Source organism: Ruegeria atlantica, from assembly GCF_013032505.1.
Classification (GTDB): domain Bacteria; phylum Pseudomonadota; class Alphaproteobacteria; order Rhodobacterales; family Rhodobacteraceae; genus Ruegeria; species Ruegeria atlantica_F.
The window spans coordinates 1-19,361 of the sequence record NZ_WQCG01000001.1; the positions used below are offsets into that span (position 1 = coordinate 1).

The window sequence follows — 19,361 nt, forward strand, 5'->3', positions numbered from 1 at the left end:
GGAAATGGCGGCGGCAACGGCGGCGGAAATGGCGGCGGCAATGGCCCCGGCAATGGCAACGGCAATGCCGGCAACCCGGGTAACGGCGGTGGCAACAACGGCGGATCTGGACCCGGAACTGGAAACGGTGGTGGCAATAATGGTCAGGGTGGCGGCTCTGGCAACGGCGGCGGCGGCTCTGGCAACGGCGGCAATAATGGCGGCGGCCATGGCAACGGCGGCAATAATGGCGGCGGCCATGGCGGTGGCCACGGAAATGGCGGCAGCAACGGTGGGCCCGGAAACGGGAACGGCAACGCTGGTAACTCTGGTAACGGCGGCGGAAACAACGGAGGTTCTGGGCCCGGAACTGGCAATGGCGGCAGCAATAACGGCCAAGGTCACGGCGGCGGTGGTTCTGGCAACGGCGGCAGCAACGGCGGCGGTAAGGAAGAGCGCTAACAACAGGCGTTTTGGCGCCAGCCAAAGGAAAAAGGCCACCCAACCGGGTGGCCTTTGTTTTTTCTGAACTATTGAGTGGCCTAGCCCAGCTGAACCAACGCGTGGCGCTTTTTACCAGCGCTCAACTTGATCGGCGACGACAGTGCGCCCGCGTCGATCATCAGCCCGGCATCAGTTAGCGGTGCGTCATCCAGTTTCGCACCGTTTTCTGCGATCAGGCGTTTGGCCTCTTTGCCTGATTTTGCCAGACCCGATTTCACGATGACCTGCACGATGGACATCCCGTCACCCAGTTCATCCGCGCTGAGGGTAAGGGTCGGGAGATCATCCCCAACGCCGCCTTTTTCGAACACTTCCCGCGCCGTGGCTTCGGCATTGGCCGCAGCCTCAGTTCCGTGCAACAGGGCGGTGACCTCGTTAGCAAGGCGGATTTTGGCTTCGTTGATTTCGGACCCCTGCAGCGCGCCAAGACGCTCACACTCATCTATGGACAATTCGGTGTAAAGCTTCAGGAAACGGCCAACATCCGCGTCGGTCGTATTGCGCCAGAACTGCCAAAATTCGTAAGGCGAGCGCATTTCTGCGTTCAGCCAGACCGCACCATCCTGCGACTTGCCCATCTTCTTGCCGTCGCTGGTGGTCAACAGGGGCGACGTCAGGCCGTAGATCTCATGATCCAGCACCCGACGCGTCAGGTCGATACCGTTAACGATGTTGCCCCACTGATCCGAACCACCCATTTGCAGCACGCAGCCGTAGCGGCGGTTCAGCTCAAGGAAGTCATAAGCCTGCAGGATCATGTAGTTGAATTCAAGGAAGCTCAACGATTGCTCGCGATCCAACCGCGATTTCACCGATTCAAACGCCAGCATCCGATTGACCGAGAAATGGCGCCCGATATCGCGTAGGAAATCGAGGTAGTTCAGGCCATCAAGCCATTCGGCATTGTTCAGCATCAGCGCCTTGTTTTCGGCGTCGCTGTCATAGTCGATATAAGCTGAGAACACCTTTTTGATGCCGGCGATGTTTTCGTCGATCTGTTCGGGGCCCAGCAAGGGGCGTTCGTCCGCGCGGAACGACGGGTCGCCCACCTTTGTGGTGCCGCCGCCCATAAGGGTAATTGGCTGGTGACCGGTTTTCTGGAACCACCGCAGCATCATGATCTGGATCAGGCTGCCCACATGCAACGACTTGGCCGTCGCATCAAAGCCGATATAGGCCGGTTTGCACCCACTGATCAGCGCTTCGTCAAGGCCCTGATAATCGGTGCAGTCGGCGAGAAAGCCGCGCTCGATCATCGTGGCGATGAAATCCGATTTGGGGTGGTAGGTCATATCGTGCCCTTTGGGTTGATGTTGCGGGGCACTGTATAGGCGGCGCATTCAGTAAGGAAAAGGCACCTTTTCGAAGAAAAACGGCGAGTGTTTCAGCTTTTGACTGGCGGCAGGCGGAAGGCGTAGATCATCGCGATCAGGTTCAGCACCAACAGTGCAAAGATCGGCGTGATCGGATCGTGCATATGCGCGACAGCCCCGAGGATTGCGGCAAAGACAATTCCGACGAGCCCCGCGCTGACATCCCCCAGCGCGACAAGATATGGGCGCTCTTTTTCGACGCTCATCTGAATAAGGTACAGATAGCGCCCATAGATCACTCCGTTTCCGCCGAGCGACAAAAGCAGGATCACCAGTGTGTAGATCCAGACATTCTGAGCGTAACCGAAGAACGTGAAACCCAATGCCATCAGGGCCGAGATAGCAGCGATCAGGCACCCCAGCCACATAACGGGTTTGACCGAAATACGATTGCTGAGCCATCCCCACAAAAGCGAGCCAATCACCAGTCCAAGGCTGGCCCCCATGACAAAATAGCTGAGCGAATGTTTGGTCCCCATATGCAGCGTCGCGGCATGGATTGTATAGAATGGCATCGCCAACTCGACTGATACAAAGATCAGCCGGGCCGACAAAAACTTGCGATACCACGAGTAGGCCATGCCGGTCTTGAATCCGGTTGCCAATTCGGCAAGGGGTTTGGGTTTTGTCTTTGGCTCTGGAAATTCGGCGTGCTGTTCTTCCTCAAGCAGCCGCACGCCCGCGAACGCAACGCCCGCGGCGAACATGGCGATCACACCGCACCACAGGACGACGATATGGCGCTGCATCGGTTGATCCCCGGACAGCAGGTCGCGCGTGACCAGAACGACGATGATCGCCAAAATGCCCGAGATGGTGGCCTGCGCAAACACCATCCGATTTCGTTTCGCTTCGGGGACAGAGATGCCGTAGATCTGGCTGGTACCAAGACTGGCAATACCCTGGCACAAACCCAGAACCGTCGCTGTGGTCAGAAACAGCAGTACAATCATCACGCTGGGCAGCTTTGTCGAGAACAACGCTACCGCCGCCAGCACTGCTGCGGTCAAAAGATTCGGTATATACACGGCCAGCTTGGCGCGGGTCGCCCGGTTGATGAAGGGCGAGACAAAGATCTCGGCAATCAGGCGCGATCCGGTGACAAAGGGAAGAAGCATCCCCGCGAAGAACGTCGGCGCGCCCAAAGCCAGATACAGGAACGGAAGCACCAGATTTGGATTGATCAGCTGTCCCCCAATCGTTGCCAGAGCACCGGACCAGAAGATCAGGAAATAGTTCCGGCCTTCAGAGGGTTGTTTCTGCGAATACGTGTCTGCCATATGCCACTAAGTCCAATTTGTGTTCCTTATACCAAATTGTCGGGAAAAAGCGCGACCCTCGCGGGAACCGTCTTGCCTTAGCTTCGGCGGAAGGGGCAGGTTAAACGGGCTGTGCCGATCAACCATGACGGTACACACCTAATTCGGCAGGAGAGATCACCGTGGGGCGGGCCATCAAACGAACAGGTGCGATCAGGGTTTTGGGTGCGATGTCCGGCACTTCGATGGATGGGGTGGATGCCGCGGTCGTCGAAACGGACGGACACCGGATTATCGACTTTGGTCCAAGTGGGTATCGCGCTTACACCGATGAAGAACGCGCAGTTCTGCGCGCCGCACTGGGGCAATGGCACGGGCCTGACGTGGATGCCGCGGCAGAACTCGTTACATTGGCGCATGCCGAGGCACTGTCTGAATTCGATGAGGTGGACCTGATCGGCGTGCATGGCCAAACCCTTGCGCATGAACCGCGCGGACGTGGGACATTGCAGGTGGGCGACGGCAAAGGGCTGGCTCAGGCATTGGGTGTTCCGGTTGTCTGGGATTTCCGCAGCGATGATGTGGCGATGGGGGGCGAGGGGGCTCCGCTAGCGCCGTTCTTTCACTTTGCATGCGCCAAGTGGATCGAGGCAACCCAGCCGCTGTGTTTTTTGAACCTCGGCGGTGTCGGGAACCTGACTTATGTGGATCCAAGTTTCGATGGACCCGAAGCCCCTGGTGCGTTGTTGGCTTTCGATACCGGTCCCGCGAATGCACCGGTTGATGATTTGATGCAGGCGCGTCTGGGCCTGCCGATGGACCGCGACGGAGCCGTTGCGCGCGGCGGCACTGTCGAGACGGGGGCGCTCGAGCTGTTTCTGTCTGAGCCTTTTTTCACACGTATGCCGCCGAAATCACTGGATCGGAACGATTTTTCCGAGATGATCAAACTGGTGCAGGAGCTTAGCGATGCGGACGCGGTTGCCACGCTTACCGGCATGTGTGCAGCAGGCGTGGTGCAGGGGATGGAACACTGCCCCAAACCACCCTCGCGCCTGTTGGTCACCGGCGGCGGTAGACACAACCCGGTATTGATGGAGATGCTGCGCGTTGCATTGGACTGCCCGGTCGAACCGGTCGAGGCCGTTGGTCTGGACGGAGATATGCTTGAGGCGCAGGCCTTCGCCTATCTGGCGGCACGCGTCGCTCGCAGGCTGCCGACCTCGTGTCCGGGAACAACGGGTGTGAAGGCGCTGGTTGGTGGTGGGGTTGTGAGTTCGGTGGCGAATGGGGCTGAGGGCTAAACAGTGTTTCGCCTAAAGGCCGCTTTGCGGAGGAAGCTGCCGGTGCCAAAAAAAGGTCTAACCGTTCCAAGTGCGTCAATTTGCACTCTTCTTGAAACCCAGTATCGCGAAGCAGATTTGTAGATATTCAGAATACCTCGGACAATTCGACGGAAACTCCCTGACGACGTCCAAATTCACCCATCAGCCTCCGAGGACATTCGCCAGAACCTTCTGTTCCTCCAACCGCCGAGGTCGCCATCGTTTTTCGATTTCCAGTCGTACACGAACTGATCGCCCACATTCAGGTCCTGTGTCGCGATCATTGTTGGTTCGAACTTGTTTTCCCGGGCAATACGTTCGACGAAAGCAGCCGACGGACGGCTACCCATTCCATGCATGGCCTCTTCGATGACGTCCTTTTCCTCCGGTACCAGCTCAATTCGCATAGGGTCATTACTGTCGCAAACCACGGTTTCTAGTACGACTTCGCGCGTCATTGAAAAACACTGTGCCAGATGCTCCTCGACCTGTGGGATGTGGTACAACAGGCCAAAATGAATGATCATGTCAAACTTGCCGAATTTGGTGAAATCTTCCTCTAAATCAAATACTTCGACCTTTAAATTCGGAACTCTTCGGTGCTTGAGTCGGGCCATCTGTGCCGTTTCATTCCGGCCTTCAAGACACAGTACATCGGCTCCGAGGTCTGCGAAGAACGCGCCAATGTCGCTCAGCCCGCTGCCAAGTTCCAATACGCGTTTTCCATCAAACCAGTCTTGGCCATACAATTCCAGAATCTTGTTAATCCTTTTGACCCGCCAGTGCGCATAGCTGATGGCGTAAACCGCATGGCGGTTTGTCGCCATGTGCATTGTCACATGACGCTCTATCGGAGACATATGCGCCGTGTTTACGATGAGTTCGAAACGTTCGAACCGATCAGAAAACCGATACATTTGTTGAAAGCGTAGCCACCCGGCACGCACTTTGGATAAAATCATGTTGGTCCTCAAATTTCGATCAGCGTTCACAAGCCGCTGTAATCGCTAAAACAATTCGTTCTATCCCCCAAAACCACTAGCACATTGCCTTTGCCTAGGCTCCTTATTGATAGTGGGTAAGCTGTGTCATTCCTGTCAAGTTTTTGGCTGGTTATGCCTTTTGGGTGATCGAAATTTGCGAGAAAGCCGGAACAGTGGTGCCAAAGGTCCGGACAATGGGCCCACATTGTAAAGACTGTTCTTGGAACGTTACAGTGAGAACCCTGAAACTTTGATGCGCGCAGCAGAATCGGTCAAAGTGGCCTCAAAGCAGCCGATCTACAAATACTTAGCTGATTGGTCTGTGCTTCACGCTGCGCACATAGTCACTTGTAAACTCGGTGTATCCGTCCGAAGTCGATTTCAGATGCGCCCGTGTCCAGTGATGCAGGGCCGGAAGCTGGTGGAACGGGACATTCGGAAAGGCGTGATGCTCTGCGTGGTAGGGCATGTTCCAGGCCACAAAACGCACGATCCGGTTGGTGAATGTGGTTCGCGAGTTCTCGAGCATGTTGGCGACTGGCGGACACAGGCCGTGCTCCGCCAGCAGATAGAGGCGCAGGAATGGTTGCCCCACCAGAACGGGTAAAATCCAAAGCCAGAAGAGCAGCGGCGACAGGAGCAAGCTTAGGGCTGCGACCACGTAGAGTATCAACAGCAGACGTGCCTCAGCCCGCATGGCGGTGTGTTGGCGCGTAGGTAGGTACGGGGCGTCGAAGCTACCAAAGGCATTTTGGAACAGGACAAGTGCCATGCCTTTCCAGTAAGGCCAGCCCGACAGATAGAGCAGCAGGCTCAGCCGGTCTTGCGGTCGTGGCTTACCGCCAAGCTCAGGGTCTTTTTCCGGGTGGTTTGTCCATTTGTGGTGTGCGAGGTGAAAATACCGAAACCATGTAAAGGGTAGGGCGATTGGGATTGACACCAGGTGCCCGACAACGTCGTTCAACCAGCCAGTCTTGAACGGGGTCTTGTGGGTGCACTCGTGGCTGAGCGTAAACAAAAACACCAGTAGGACACCCTGTGGCACGATCAGAAGTGGCCAAAGAGGAACCCGCCACGCAATACTGGCACCGGTAAGGGACAGCAGCGCCAGGTAACCCAGAAGGTGCCGCAGACCTGCTGCGTCCGAGCGCTGTTGTAGCTGATCTTTGGCCTCAGGTGGCAGCGACGCTATGAGGGCGCGGTGGTCCATTCATTCGCCACGAGCGATGTCAAACCCGGGTTCGGCTAATTCGAACCCGTCGAACTCGAACCCTGGGGAAACGGTACAGCTGACCAGCGTATAGTCTCCGGTGGTGCGCGCCGCCTGCCAATGGTTCTTGGGTACGATAAGTTGCGGTGCGCCTTGCGACAGATCCGGGCTTAGTACGTGGTCGGTGGCCGGGCCGTCGTCCGTTGCGCTCAGCGAAAGGATCAGCGGGGCGCCGGAGTGGTAGAGCCAAATTTCGGTCGCGTCCACGCGGTGCCAGTGGCTGCTTTCCCCAGCGGCCAGCAGGAAATAGATGCAGGTTCCGGTTGCGCGGCCCTCGTTGTCCGCGCGCCAGGTTTCGCGGAACCAGCCGCCTTCGGGGTGTCGTTCCAGTTTCAGGTGGTCGATGATCTGCTGTGCGGTCATTGGGCCTCTCGTCATTGGGGCCGATTATGCACGTGATCGTGCGATCCGCTATGGTATTCGTGTGCGCAAGGAATATGTTTGCCGCATGACCCTGACGATCCCGTTTGACAACAGCTACGCCCGCCTTCCCAACAGCTTTTATGCGCGGCAGGCGCCTATCCCTGTGCGTGCGCCGCATCTGATCGCGTTCAACACCGATTTGGCGCAAATCCTGAATGTCACACCTGGTGATGTGCAAGAGATGGCCGAAGCCTTCGCCGGCAATACGCTGCCCGACGGTGCAGAGCCAATTGCGCAGCTCTATTCCGGGCATCAGTTCGGAAACTATAATCCGCAGCTTGGGGACGGCAGAGCCGTTCTGCTGGGCGAAACCATCGGTACAGATGGTCTCCGCCGGGACATCCAGCTGAAAGGGTCCGGGCCAACGCCGTTCAGTCGTCAGGGGGACGGCCGCGCATGGCTGGGTCCAGTGTTGCGCGAATACGTGGTGTCCGAGGCAATGCACGCGCTGGGCATCCCGACAACCCGCGCGCTGGCCGCAGTTGAGACCGGAGAGATTGTACTGCGCGAGGGGCCGATGCCCGGTGCGGTTCTGACCCGTGTGGCGCAAAGCCATCTACGGGTCGGGACATTCCAGGTTTTCGCCGCGCGCGGCCAACTGGACAGCCTGCGCCGCCTGACGGAATACGCCATTGATCGTCACTACCCGGATGTGGACGGTCCGATGGGCCTGTTGCGTGCGGTCGTCGAAGCACAATCGCGGCTGATCGCGGCATGGATGAGCGTAGGCTTTATCCATGGGGTGATGAACACTGACAATTGCTCAATCGCGGGCGAGACCATCGACTATGGACCTTGCGCCTTTATGGACAGCTATCATCCGAACACGGTCTACAGTTCGATTGACCGGATGGGGCGCTATGCCTATTCCAACCAGCCCGACATTGCCGTTTGGAACGTGGCACAACTGGCGACAGCACTGATTCAGCAAATGGATGACAAGGAAACCGCCGTTGAAGAAGCGACCGAGATCGTGCATGCCATGCCTGCGCTGCTGCAAGAGAATTGGTTGAAGCGCTTCCGCGCAAAGATCGGTTTGGTGGCCGGGCAAGAGGGCGATCTGGAACTGATCTCGGACTTGCTAACACGCATGGCGCAAAACCAGGCAGATTTCACCAACACGTTCCGTGCGCTGGGCAGTGAGGCCGCACGCGATCAGTTCACCGATCCTACGGCGTATGATGCCTGGTCCGAAGGCTGGAATGCCCGTCTGAAACATGAGCAAGACGTGACCATCACAATGGCCGCAGCAAACCCGGTCTTCATTCCGCGCAATCACCGGGTTGAGCAAATGATCCAGTCCGCCGTTCAGGGCGACTATCAGCCTTTTCACAGACTGAACAACGTGCTGTCGCAACCGTATGAGAACCAGCCCGACGCGGATGATCTGAAACGTCCCCCATCTGAGAGCGAAGTGGTGCATGCCACGTTCTGCGGCACCTGACACGCTGACACTCAGACCTCGTCGCGATAGGGGTTAATCTCGTCTGGCCAGCGCCGCGCGTATTGCGAAATCATCAGGTAGACGTCCGCCCCGTCGATTGCCCTGCGTGCATCGCGCACCATGCGCAGGTTCAGGGTGTCGACCTCATCGGCGGTGATGGCACGCTGAGGATCGTAGTAGACGGTGATCAGAATTGTTCGACCCTGCTTGATCACGGACATGTCCCGCAATGCGCCACCGTCTTCAGTGATTGCGGGACGCAGGGCGCGCCTTGCGGCTGCGATAAGGTCCGGGCTGGCGGTGGCGTTTGCAAGCTCACCCAGTCCGCCGCGAAAGTCGCGCACATAGGAACTGATTGCCATAATGCACAGGAACAAAACGATGATTGAATCCCCAACGGGTGCGACTGACGACAAGGCACCGTCCCGGAACAGATATATCGCGCCAAGACCAATTCCGGCTGCGGCAGTGAACAGGCCATCGAAAAGCGCGGCCTTGGATTCCAACCGCAGGATTGCGCTGGTCTTGCCGGTTTGCCGCCAGGTGAAATAGTGAAACGCCCACAAGAGCACGCAGGTCAGACCGATAGCGGCAAAATAGATAAACATCGGGCCGAAGATTAGCGGCTCGGGCATCATTCCATTGTAATAGCTGTAGATGTTCTTGACTGCATTCGTGATGGCGAACAGCACCAGCCCCAACAGCGAGAGAGAGCGGAAGGTGGAAAAAATCGCCTCATCTGACGCATAACCAAATGGGCGCCGCTTGTCGGGGCCCGCATCGATCCGAAGGCTGATGCGGCGACCCAGGAAAGCCGATCCAAAACCAACAAGAGAATACAGGCCATCCATCATGATTGCGTTAGAGTTGGACAAGACCCCGGCCAGAATTCCCGCCGCGCCCATGAACAGGTTGCCAGCCATAGCGATAATGAGAGAGCGACCCTCAAGCTGTTTTCTGCGTTCTGCATTTGGCGTCGACATCTGGTAACGTCCTGATAGGGCATCAAACTCCCAAACAGATACCTGTTTGAGCAGGATAGGCCAACACTTGCGAAAGCGGGTTTTGCCTAGTTCCGTACGATTTCCAAAACGGCGGCGCTGACGATTAGGATTGCGCCCAACAGCTCGCGCAAACCGAACGGCTCGCCTGAGAAAGCAGCGGCCGAGGCCAGACCGACCACAACCTCGCTCATCAATAAAATACCTACGCGGGCAGGGGACAGCTTGGTCGCAGGCCAGATCGTCATGAATACCATGGGTAAGGTGTAAAAGGCCGATAGCAGGACAAACTGTAGGGTCCAAAGTACATCGGCCTGCGCGATTGTCGGCAATACTGGTGCAGGCAGGACTGTCAGGCTGACCATCGAAAGGATCAGCGCGCCCGCGACAAAAGCAAAGACCTGACCTGAAGCAGAGATCGTGCTGGTTCTGTACAGCCCTAAGGTACCCAGCGCCCAGCACATGCCGGAGGCCAGCGCCATCCAGTCGCCGGTGTTCCGGGGCAGCGGCACACCGCCCGAGTCCCCCAGCACAACGAAGAGGCCGCCCACACCGCAAGCAAGGCCTGCAAGCCGCCCCAAGCTAAGGCGTTCGCCCAGAAAAACCCGGCCCAAGATCGTGCTCCAGATCGGAGTGAGGTAGAACAGCAGGATCGACCGCACAACATCCGTATAAACAAGGCTGATGGAATAAAGGCTGAAAGCCGCTCCGGTGAACATCCCGCTGAGCACAAGATCGCGCCATTGCAGAGCCAGTGTTACCCGCTCTTTCCAAATGAAAGGAATCAGAACCAGCAGCGCGATGCTGTACATCGCGATTCCCGGCCATGGTCCGGTCAGGCCCAGATCAAAGAAGAAACGCACGGGGATCCAGTAAAGGCCCCACATCATGCCGCCAATCACCAGTACGATGCTTGGCCAGGTGCGGTTGCTCGAGAATGTATTGCTGGAAACCACTTCAAGCCTCAATTGGACAGGTTTCAACGGGATAGAACATCAGCACCTTGCGGATCAAGCGCGGCATTCCTGATGGCGCGGTCTGCCGAATTTTCGGGCAAATGGCCAGGATAATCAGCGTTAATCTATCGACCTAAGAAAGACTGGGGTTGCACCCCGCAACCAGCATGGCACTTTGGGGGTCGACCATTTGATTGGAACCCTATGTCGCCTCAATCTACCCTTCGGATTGCAAGCTATAACATCCAGAAATGCGTTGGGTTGGATTTTCGCCGCCAGCCTCAGCGCATCATGCAGGTGATCGACAGCATGCAGGCGGATATCGTTGTGCTGCAGGAAGCCGACAAGAGGTTGCCGCCGAGGCCCGCAGCTCTGCCCCATTTCATGCTGGACGAGGCGGGCTGGCAGATTGTTGATCTTGGCGGCGCAGGCAGCCTTGGATGGCACGGCAATGCCGTCATCTGGCGCGGAGACAAAATCGACGTGCGCAAAACAGGTCACCATGACCTGCCGGGGCTGGAGCCTCGCGGTGCTGTTCGGGTTGAGTTTGATACCCAGATCGGTCCACTTCGTGTCATGGGCATGCATCTGGGTCTTCTGCCTGCATCCCGGCGGCAACAGATTCACCACATCCGGCGCTGCGATGAGGATCTGGACAACATGCCCACCGTCTGGGCCGGTGATTTCAACGAATGGTCTCGCCAACCTGTGCTCGACCACCTTGCGCCTGACATGCGTTTTTTGCCCCCGGTTCCCAGTTTCCCGGCTGCGCAGCCGCTGGGTGCGCTGGACCGGATCGCGCTGGGCGCGGGGCTTGAGGCGGTAGTGCATGGTGTCCACAGTGCGCGACCTGCGCATATTGCATCGGATCACTTGCCGATTTGGGCTGATCTTCGCCGTGTTGCTTAGGTGCAATTCCCCTGTAGCGCCAGCGGCGCAGACGTATTAAGACAGAAATCCGAACTACTCTGAGGGTCACTATGTCCGACACGATCATTGCCCGTTGCGAAGCCAAAGGTCTGCGCATGACGGGTCAGCGCCGCACAATTGCGCAGGTGTTGCAGCAAAGCGAAGATCATCCGGATGTAGAAGAGCTGTATGCCCGTGCCTCAAAGGTGGATTCGGGTATCTCCATTGCCACCGTCTATCGCACCGTGAAACTGTTCGAAGAGGCGGGGATTCTGGAACGATTGGAATTCGGTGACGGGCGCGCGCGCTATGAAGATGCCGAACGCGATCATCATGACCATCTGATCGATATGCAGTCGGGGGAAGTGATCGAATTCGTCGACCCTGAGATCGAAGCCCTGCAAGAAAAAATCGCCGCCAAGCTGGGATATAAGCTGAAAGGGCATCGTCTGGAACTGTACGGCGTGCCGCTGGAGCAGGACTGATACATCACGAAACGCGATTGGTTGCCGCACGGCAATTCATCAAACATGTCGCAATATGGCTTGCGACGTCGCGGATGTTCCGGTTTTGGTGACTCAAGGGCGCAGATTTTATCAGCCCATCCCAACGGACACGCGCATGAACAACGTACACGGCATTTTGCTGATCATCGGGTCGATGGCGGCCTTCGCGCTTGAGGATATGTTCATCAAGCATTTGTCGATCACTGTCCCTACGGGTCAGATCATGATCGCACTGGGGTTGGTATGTGGACTGGTCTTCGTGGCGTTGTCGTTGGCCACGCGCAAACGCATCCTGGATCCAGTGGCGTGGCAAGGCCTGCCGCTGGCGCGAGCAGGGACAGAAGCGGTAGGTGCATTAACCTTTGTAACTGCGCTGTCTCTGGTCGAACTGTCCACTGTAGCAGCCGTTTTCCAAGCGATGCCGCTGGCCGTGACTATGGGGGCCGCATTATTTCTGGGCGAACATGTCGGTTGGCGACGGTGGAGCGCCATCGGGATCGGCTTTATCGGTGTCCTGATGATTATTCGTCCGGGTCTGGAAGGATTTCAGCCCGAGTCGCTGTTCGTGGTAGCGACTGTTATTGCTATCGCGGCACGTGATCTGATTACGCGCAAACTGGACGTTCGTGTGGCCTCATCCGTTGTTGCCATGCAAGCCTACATCGCCGTGGCGCTTGCTGGGGTGGTTCTGATGGTGTTCACGGCCCAGCCAATTGTTCCGCTACAATCCTCGCAATTCGGATCATACATTGGGGCGATGGGCTTTGGTGTTTTGGGCTATTACGGCATCGTTACCGCAATGCGGATCGGAGAGGCCTCGGCCTTGACGCCATTCCGGTACAGCCGACTTGTCTTCTCAATCGCTGCAGGGATGCTGATGTTTGGGGAACGCCCTGATCTGATGACCATTACCGGCGCGTCACTGATTATCGGATCAGGCATGTATACCTTTCTGCGCGAACGCAGGTTGGCACGCGAAGTGGCGGTTGCGGCCTGACGGATCGTCGCACGTTGGCGCAAACACGGGGCTGTTAGCCCTAAACCTCCGTGAATATATATGTTAGCGATAACGTGACTGGTTTACTTTTGGGCCGGTGATGCTATGAGGCATGCAACCAAATGCAGCCACAGGGACGGGCCTCATGAGCACCATCATCGACATCCACGCACGCGAAATCCTGGACAGCCGGGGCAACCCGACGGTCGAAGTGGACGTGATCCTGGAAGACGGCACCATGGGCCGCGCCGCAGTACCTTCGGGCGCATCGACCGGCGCGTACGAGGCGGTGGAGAAGCGCGACGGTGACAAGTCGCGCTACATGGGCAAGGGCGTCCTTGAGGCTGTCGCTGCTGTAAACGGTGAAATTGCCGAAGAACTGGTCGGCTATGACGCGACCGAGCAGGTGGCCATCGATGGTGCGATGATCGAGCTGGACGGGACCGAGAACAAAGGTCGTCTGGGCGCCAACGCCATTCTGGGTGTCTCGCTGGCGACGGCCAAGGCTGCTGCAGATTTCACTACGCAACCGCTCTATCGTTATGTCGGTGGCACTTCGGCTCGTGTTCTACCAGTACCGATGATGAATATCATCAATGGCGGTGAGCACGCGGACAACCCGATCGATATTCAGGAATTCATGATCATGCCGACGTCGGCCGCGAATATCCGCGAAGCCGTGCGCATGGGTTCTGAGGTGTTCCACACCCTGAAACGTGAGCTGTCGGCGGCTGGTCTGGCCACCGGTGTTGGCGACGAGGGCGGCTTTGCCCCCAATATCGCATCCACCCGCGAAGCACTGGATTTCATCCTGCAGTCCATTGAAAAAGCAGGCTATAAGCCGGGCGAGGAAATCCATCTGGCGTTGGATTGCGCAGCAACCGAGTACTACAAGGACGGCAAATACGTCCTATCGGGCGAGAACATCTCGCTGACGTCAGAGGAAAACGCTGAGTATCTGGCGGCTCTGGTCAAAGACTATCCGATCATCTCGATCGAAGACGGCATGTCCGAAGATGACTGGGACGGCTGGAAAGCCCTGACCGACATGATCGGCGACAAGGTGCAGTTGGTGGGTGATGATCTGTTCGTAACCAACCCGGCGCGTCTGGCCGAAGGGATCGAGCGCGGTTGTGCCAACTCGATGCTGGTCAAGGTAAACCAGATCGGATCGCTGACTGAAACGCTGCGAGCCGTCGATATGGCCCACCGTGCACGTTACACCAACGTCATGTCGCACCGCTCGGGCGAGACCGAGGACGCAACCATCGCTGATCTGGCGGTTGCAACCAACTGCGGTCAGATCAAAACCGGCTCGCTGGCGCGGTCGGACCGGTTGGCCAAGTACAACCAGCTGATCCGTATTGAAGAATCGCTGGGAGAGGTCGCGGAATACGCGGGCGCGTCTATTCTTCGCAAGTGATGCCAACAATGCTAAACTGATCCTCGGGTTTTGTTTGAGGATCGTGTTTTGCTTGAAGTTATCGAAGCTGAAACGCCGGACCACTTTGATGAGGTTCGGCGTTTGTGTTGGGAATATCGCGATTTCCTGCTGACGTTGGATGCCAAGTCCGTGCGCGTTGTAAAAACCTATTATCCGCGCGATGTGTATGCCCAACTGATGGAAAATATCGAAGTCGAACATGCCTGTCCCGACGGTGGTGTGCGACTGGTGTTGAAGGATGGGCAAGCTGTCGGCTGTGGTATGTTTCGAACAATCGAGCCGGGTATCGCCGAAATCAAACGCGTATTTGTCAACGAAGCCGCACGTGGGACGGGTGCGGGACACGCCGTCATGCTTTCTCTGATTGAACAATGCCGTAAACAAGGGTTTGACTGCATTCGCATGGACACGGGCAAACCACTGAAGGCAGCGACGCGTTTGTATCTGTCGATGGGCTTCCAGCTACGCGGCGCATATTCCGAGATTCCGGAGGTCGCGAAAGGCACTTTGCTGTTTTTTGAGATGTCATTATCCGGTCAGCAGGTAGAAATATCGAAAAATAGCTAAGTTTTTTCCAAGTCCTTTGCGTTGTTATTGCAGGGAAAAATCTAACTTGTCAGAAAAATGTCTGCATAAATTCAATTTTGTGTGAACTTTTACCTATTTGTTCGGTCCCTGTCTTTCGTAATGTGCCTGCATTACAGAAAGGAGAACGAAATGACTGGTTCGAAATTCCTTCTCGTAGCTTCGGTGATCAGCACTGTTTTTTTGGCGGCCTGCGCAGGGCCGGGTACTTATCCGATCACTGGGGATCCGGTGTCTGCAAGTGACCCAGTATTGGGTATGGAGTCGCCAACATACATCTATCACGGTGAAGCCCGCTAGGGTCTTCACGGGGGAACGGGCGGCAACGCCTATAAGTAACTATCCGTTCTAGAGCTTTCGGCTCATCAGCACATAGCGATCGCGCGGTTTGAAACCGGTGCGTAGATAGAGTTTCTGCGCGGTTTCATTCGTGCGATCGACTTCAAGGTGAAGTGCGGTCAGACCGGCCTCGGCCAGGGCTTTGGGAAGGTCAAGCAGCACTTCGGTGGCGATGCCGCGGCCACGAACCGCCGGCCGGATGTAAATTTCGTCCACAAAGCCGTCCATGCCTCCAAATTCGACCGACCAGCCGAAGGTCAGGATGACATAGCCCAACGGCGCACGCCCCGGGCCGATCAGGTAGATGCAGCCATGGGGAATGCCCTCTAGCAATGGGGCCAACGCATTGCGGGTTTGGTCCATATCCTGGGGGATAGCGGCCTCGGTATGAAAGGCGGTGACTAGCCCCATCAGGCGATCCAGATCTTCGGGGCGGGCAAGGCGCAGTGCGGCGCTCATCAGTAATCTTCCAATGCTTGGGCTTCGGCGCGCTGGATCCAACCGGATTTGCAGTCGCCATAAGCGTGATAGTCGTGTGGGTGCGCCATCGCGCATCGATACTTTTCTGCAGCGTAGGCGTCGCGCAGGTTCGGATCGGCTTGCAGAGCATCTCGAAAAGCAAGGTGCCGCGTAATCTCGGCAGAGCCGGCCACGTAGCAATGGGCCTGCGTGATGCGTTTTCCCGTCGTCGGATCGTCCATTCTGACGTATCGCCGTCCCGGCAGTCCGAATTCTCCAAGCCATTCGTATCCCAACGCTTCTAGTGCACTTTGGGCAGCGTCAAGGCTGGCAAAATCGGAAAATACCGGAAGCAGGTCGATCACTGGTTTTGCCAGTAAACCCGGTACCGAGGTCGATCCAATATGGTGAATTTCCAAAAGCCCCGGCAACCCGGCATCGCGCCAGCGCCGTATTTCCATCCTTGCCTGTTCTGGCCAAGTTGGGTCGGCCGGTTCCAGCAAGCTCATAGCCGGGCCAACCGTTCGCTCAGTAGGGCGAAAAAGCCGTCAGCGTCGACCTCTCCCATAAACATCGCGTTAGGCGCATGGTCTGTCACGCGCCACCAATCAGCGACGGTCATACCCATCGTCAGTTCGGACTGTGTTTCAATCTGAACGTTGATGTGTCGACCCGAGAACAGGTCTGGACGGATCAGATAGGCGGTCACGCACGGGTCGTGCAGCGGCGCACCTTCCGAGCCGTATTTTTCAATGTCGAACCGTTCGAAGAAATCCGTCATCTCGGCCACGGCATGGCCGACCTTACTGTCAAGCGCGCGGAAGGCCTCATTGCGGTGTTTCGTGACCAGCGCGTCGTGGGTGACGTCCAGCGGCATGACGACGACGTGAACGCCAGATTTAAACACGACATCAGCGGCTTCGGGGTCGACATAGATGTTGAATTCCGCCGCGGGAGTTATGTTTCCGACTTCGAAATAGGCCCCACCCATCAGAACGATTTCCTGCACCCGATCGACAATGTCAGGGGCTTTTTGAAAGGCGGTAGCAATGTTGGTCAACGGCCCCAGCGGGCAGAGCGTCACGGTTCCCGGTTCATGCGCGCGCAGGGTCTCGATGATGAAGTCGACGGCATGGCCGTCGGCCAGTTGCATCGTGGGATCGGGCAGGACAGGACCATCAAGGCCGGTCTTGCCATGAACATGCTCGGCCGTAACCAGCGGCCGGCTCAACGGACGATCGCACCCGGCATACACAGGGATATGCGTGTGACCGGCCAGTTCACAGACAATGCGCGCGTTCTTGGCGGTCAGCTCCAGCGGCACGTTTCCGGCGACTGCAGTGATCCCCAGCACGTCGATCTCTTCGGGGCTGGCCAGTGCCAGCAAGATGGCGACTGCGTCGTCTTGCCCGGGATCGGTATCGATGATGATTTTACGCGGTGCCATGCTTTGCCTCCCGGATCTTGAAGCGCGGACACTCGCAAGTGTCACCACACTTGTCCAGCGGTTTCAGGCCTCGGTCGTCGCATCCACCGGCGGGAGTTTGCCATTGGAACGATGCTCTTCGATTTTGACTTCGTTCCACAAGGCATCCATCTCAGCCAGATCACTTTGCGTGGGAGATTTTCCACGATCGGCCAGGCGGGCCTCGACCTGTTCGAAACGCCTTGTAAACTTGGCGTTCGTGCGGCGCAGGGCAGCCTCAGGCTCGATGCCCAGATGTCGGCCCAGATTAACCATCACGAACAGCAGGTCACCGAATTCATCTTCCAACGCGTCTGCGTCCATTGAATCGCGGGCTTCTTCCAGCTCGGCGGCCTCTTCGGTGATTTTCGCAAGCACATGGCTGGCATCCGGCCAGTCAAACCCCACTCGGGCTGCGCGTTTCTGCAGCTTGTGCGCGCGTAAGAGGGCAGGCAAGTTGGCCGCAACCCCATCCAGCGCGCCTTTCTGTTCCTTGCCTGCGCGTTCCGCCGCCTTGATGGTTTCCCAATCCACAGTCTGCTGATCCGCTGACTTGTCACGGGATTCGTCACCGAACACATGCGGATGGCGTGCGACCATTTTGTCGGACATGGTCCGAACCACGTCCTGAAAAGTGAAATGCCCGGCTTCTTCGGCCATTTGGGCATGGAAGACAGACTGAAACAGCAGGTCGCCTAACTCTCCTTTCAGCTCATCATAGGCCTCGCGTTCGATGGCGTCGGCGACCTCATAAGCCTCTTCGATCGTGTAGGGGGCGATGGTGGCGAAATCCTGTTCGATATCCCAAGGACAGCCCGTTTCCGGGTCGCGCAATCGGCGCATGATTTCCAGCAGGCGCTCAATACCCGCGTCGCTGTCATGGATCAGAGGATTTTCAGCCATTGCGAACCCTTTCGTTCCGGTGTCAGATGCATCCATTCCGCAGTCCCGATCAGGAGTCCAGCCCAGATGCCCGTCGTCAACCGAATTGCCGATTACTCAGCCGATATGACCGCATGGCGGCAGCATTTGCACACAATCCCCGAACTGGAGTTCGAATGCCATGAAACGGCGGCGTTTGTTGCAGACCGTTTGCGCGAGTTCGGAGTGGATGAACTGCACGAAGGGATTGCCCAAACCGGCATCGTGGCGATCATCAACGGGCAGGGTGATGGCCCCACGATAGGTCTACGCGCCGACATGGACGCGCTGCCGATCCCTGAAGAGACTGGGGTCGAGTACGCCTCGACCAAACCCGGAAAAATGCACGCCTGCGGCCATGACGGGCACACCACGATGCTGTTGGGCGCGGCGCGCTATCTGGCCGAGACGCGGAATTTTCGCGGCCGCGTGGCCCTGATCTTCCAACCCGCCGAGGAAGAGGGCGGCGGTGCCGGTGTCATGGTCGAAGAGGGGATCATGGACCGGTTCGACATCACTCAGGTTTATGCGCTGCACAATGCGCCAAACTTACCCGTGGGCGCGTTTCACACGACCCCGGGTCCGATCATGGCTGCGGTGGATACGTTTGAAATTCATATTCAGGGCGTTGGCGGTCACGGCGCCATGCCACACGAAGCCCGCGATCCGGTGATGGCGGCCTGTGGTATCGCGCAGGCGATCCAGACCATTGTCAGCCGCAACAACTATGCGCTGGACGATCTGGTCGTCTCGGTGACGCAAATCCACACTGGGACAGTAAATAACGTTATCCCCGATACGGCCTTCATCAACGGCACTGTCCGAACCTTTGATCCAACTGTTCAGCAGATGGTGATCGAGAGGATGGAGCAGATCGTAAAAGGTCAGGCGACCTCATACGGTGTCGATGCGCGTCTGGACTATGAGAAGAACTACCCAGCCACAATCAACGACGGTGAAAAGGCCGGTTTCGCTGCCGAGGTCGCGCGTGATGTGTCTGGGTCCGAGCGTGTGGTCGGCAACATGGGGCGCGAAATGGGGGCCGAGGATTTCTCATACATGCTGCAATCCCGCCCCGGTGCCTATCTGTTCCTGGGGCAGGGCGAGGGGGCTGGGCTGCACCATCCAAAGTACAACTTCAACGACGAGATCGCGCCGGTTGGCGCTTCGTTCTTTGCGCGGATCGTTGAAAAGGCACAGCCGCTGGGCTGATCGGGGG

General features: G+C 57.4%; 21 protein-coding genes. 10 read left to right on the plus strand and 11 right to left on the minus strand.

What is annotated here, in order from left to right; genetic code table 11:
• Positions 1 to 441, plus strand: a 441-nt coding sequence (locus GOW92_RS00005) for a hypothetical protein (protein WP_217356492.1), incomplete at its 5' end; no start/stop codon positions are given.
• Between the two features lie 80 nt (positions 442 to 521).
• On the opposite strand, the gene tyrS is transcribed toward GOW92_RS00005, so the two are convergent.
• The gene (gene tyrS, locus GOW92_RS00010) at positions 522 to 1,775 is read right to left on the minus strand and encodes a tyrosine--tRNA ligase (protein WP_170556866.1); all 1,254 of its coding nucleotides are present in this window, start codon (positions 1,773 to 1,775) and stop codon (positions 522 to 524) included.
• A gap of 92 nt (positions 1,776 to 1,867) precedes the next feature.
• On the minus strand, positions 1,868 to 3,136 hold the full coding sequence (locus GOW92_RS00015) for an MFS transporter (RefSeq protein WP_170556868.1): 1,269 nt from the start codon (positions 3,134 to 3,136) through the stop codon (positions 1,868 to 1,870).
• A gap of 209 nt (positions 3,137 to 3,345) precedes the next feature.
• Between GOW92_RS00015 and GOW92_RS00020 the strand changes: the two genes are divergently transcribed.
• Positions 3,346 to 4,419: an anhydro-N-acetylmuramic acid kinase gene (locus tag GOW92_RS00020; RefSeq protein ID WP_254452909.1), complete on the plus strand. Its 1,074-nt coding sequence runs from the start codon at positions 3,346 to 3,348 to the stop codon at positions 4,417 to 4,419.
• Positions 4,420 to 4,595: 176 nt separating this feature from the next.
• Here GOW92_RS00020 and GOW92_RS00025 read toward each other — a convergent pair whose 3' ends face one another.
• The 3 genes from GOW92_RS00025 to GOW92_RS00035 all read right to left on the minus strand — a co-directional run bounded on the left by GOW92_RS00025 (position 4,596) and on the right by GOW92_RS00035 (position 7,056).
• A complete protein-coding gene (locus GOW92_RS00025) occupies positions 4,596 to 5,402 on the minus strand; it encodes a class I SAM-dependent methyltransferase (RefSeq protein ID WP_170556872.1) in 807 nt (268 codons plus the stop codon).
• Positions 5,403 to 5,730: 328 nt separating this feature from the next.
• Positions 5,731 to 6,633, minus strand: coding sequence for a fatty acid desaturase (locus tag GOW92_RS00030; RefSeq protein WP_170556874.1), 903 nt, complete (start codon positions 6,631 to 6,633; stop codon positions 5,731 to 5,733).
• Positions 6,634 to 7,056: a cupin domain-containing protein gene (locus GOW92_RS00035; protein ID WP_170556876.1), complete on the minus strand. Its 423-nt coding sequence runs from the start codon at positions 7,054 to 7,056 to the stop codon at positions 6,634 to 6,636.
• A gap of 85 nt (positions 7,057 to 7,141) precedes the next feature.
• On the opposite strand from GOW92_RS00035, the gene GOW92_RS00040 reads away from it, so the two are divergent.
• The gene (locus GOW92_RS00040) at positions 7,142 to 8,560 is read left to right on the plus strand and encodes a protein adenylyltransferase SelO (protein WP_170559269.1); all 1,419 of its coding nucleotides are present in this window, start codon (positions 7,142 to 7,144) and stop codon (positions 8,558 to 8,560) included.
• An 11-nt stretch (positions 8,561 to 8,571) separates the two neighbouring features.
• Here the strand turns inward: GOW92_RS00040 and GOW92_RS00045 are convergent, their stop codons facing one another.
• Together GOW92_RS00045 and GOW92_RS00050 are read right to left on the minus strand one after the other, a co-directional pair.
• Positions 8,572 to 9,543, minus strand: coding sequence for a cation transporter (locus GOW92_RS00045; RefSeq protein WP_170556878.1), 972 nt, complete (start codon positions 9,541 to 9,543; stop codon positions 8,572 to 8,574).
• An 86-nt stretch (positions 9,544 to 9,629) separates the two neighbouring features.
• Positions 9,630 to 10,517, minus strand: coding sequence for a DMT family transporter (locus tag GOW92_RS00050; protein WP_170556880.1), 888 nt, complete (start codon positions 10,515 to 10,517; stop codon positions 9,630 to 9,632).
• A gap of 204 nt (positions 10,518 to 10,721) precedes the next feature.
• On the opposite strand from GOW92_RS00050, the gene GOW92_RS00055 reads away from it, so the two are divergent.
• The 6 genes from GOW92_RS00055 to GOW92_RS00080 all read left to right on the plus strand — a co-directional run bounded on the left by GOW92_RS00055 (position 10,722) and on the right by GOW92_RS00080 (position 15,258).
• A complete protein-coding gene (locus GOW92_RS00055; protein ID WP_170556882.1) occupies positions 10,722 to 11,426 on the plus strand; it encodes an endonuclease/exonuclease/phosphatase family protein in 705 nt (234 codons plus the stop codon).
• A gap of 71 nt (positions 11,427 to 11,497) precedes the next feature.
• On the plus strand, positions 11,498 to 11,911 hold the full coding sequence (locus GOW92_RS00060; protein ID WP_170556884.1) for a Fur family transcriptional regulator: 414 nt from the start codon (positions 11,498 to 11,500) through the stop codon (positions 11,909 to 11,911).
• Between the two features lie 136 nt (positions 11,912 to 12,047).
• The gene (locus tag GOW92_RS00065; protein WP_170556886.1) at positions 12,048 to 12,929 is read left to right on the plus strand and encodes a DMT family transporter; all 882 of its coding nucleotides are present in this window, start codon (positions 12,048 to 12,050) and stop codon (positions 12,927 to 12,929) included.
• 145 nt (positions 12,930 to 13,074) lie between these two features.
• Entirely contained in the window at positions 13,075 to 14,352 is a 1,278-nt protein-coding gene (eno, locus tag GOW92_RS00070; RefSeq protein WP_170556888.1) for a phosphopyruvate hydratase, read from the plus strand.
• Between the two features lie 48 nt (positions 14,353 to 14,400).
• Complete coding sequence (locus GOW92_RS00075; protein ID WP_170556890.1) at positions 14,401 to 14,940, plus strand: GNAT family N-acetyltransferase; 540 nt, start codon at positions 14,401 to 14,403, stop codon at positions 14,938 to 14,940.
• 150 nt (positions 14,941 to 15,090) lie between these two features.
• A complete protein-coding gene (locus GOW92_RS00080; RefSeq protein ID WP_170556892.1) occupies positions 15,091 to 15,258 on the plus strand; it encodes a hypothetical protein in 168 nt (55 codons plus the stop codon).
• Positions 15,259 to 15,306: 48 nt separating this feature from the next.
• Here GOW92_RS00080 and GOW92_RS00085 read toward each other — a convergent pair whose 3' ends face one another.
• The 4 genes from GOW92_RS00085 to mazG form a co-directional block, all read right to left on the minus strand.
• Positions 15,307 to 15,756 carry a GNAT family N-acetyltransferase gene (locus tag GOW92_RS00085; protein WP_170556894.1) on the minus strand — a complete coding sequence of 150 codons (450 nt, stop codon included), beginning with the start codon at positions 15,754 to 15,756 and terminating at the stop codon, positions 15,307 to 15,309.
• The gene (locus GOW92_RS00090; RefSeq protein ID WP_170556896.1) at positions 15,756 to 16,265 is read right to left on the minus strand and encodes a GrpB family protein; all 510 of its coding nucleotides are present in this window, start codon (positions 16,263 to 16,265) and stop codon (positions 15,756 to 15,758) included. Before GOW92_RS00090 ends, GOW92_RS00085 begins: the two co-directional genes overlap by 1 nt.
• On the minus strand, positions 16,262 to 17,203 hold the full coding sequence (locus GOW92_RS00095) for a nucleoside hydrolase (RefSeq protein ID WP_170556898.1): 942 nt from the start codon (positions 17,201 to 17,203) through the stop codon (positions 16,262 to 16,264). The genes GOW92_RS00090 and GOW92_RS00095 overlap by 4 nt, the downstream gene beginning before the upstream one ends.
• 63 nt (positions 17,204 to 17,266) lie before the next feature.
• The gene (mazG, locus tag GOW92_RS00100) at positions 17,267 to 18,124 is read right to left on the minus strand and encodes a nucleoside triphosphate pyrophosphohydrolase (protein ID WP_170556901.1); all 858 of its coding nucleotides are present in this window, start codon (positions 18,122 to 18,124) and stop codon (positions 17,267 to 17,269) included.
• A gap of 66 nt (positions 18,125 to 18,190) precedes the next feature.
• Here mazG and GOW92_RS00105 point away from each other — a divergent pair, with 66 nt between their 5' ends.
• Positions 18,191 to 19,354: a M20 aminoacylase family protein gene (locus GOW92_RS00105; protein ID WP_170556903.1), complete on the plus strand. Its 1,164-nt coding sequence runs from the start codon at positions 18,191 to 18,193 to the stop codon at positions 19,352 to 19,354.
• Positions 19,355 to 19,361: the final 7 nt, after the last annotated feature.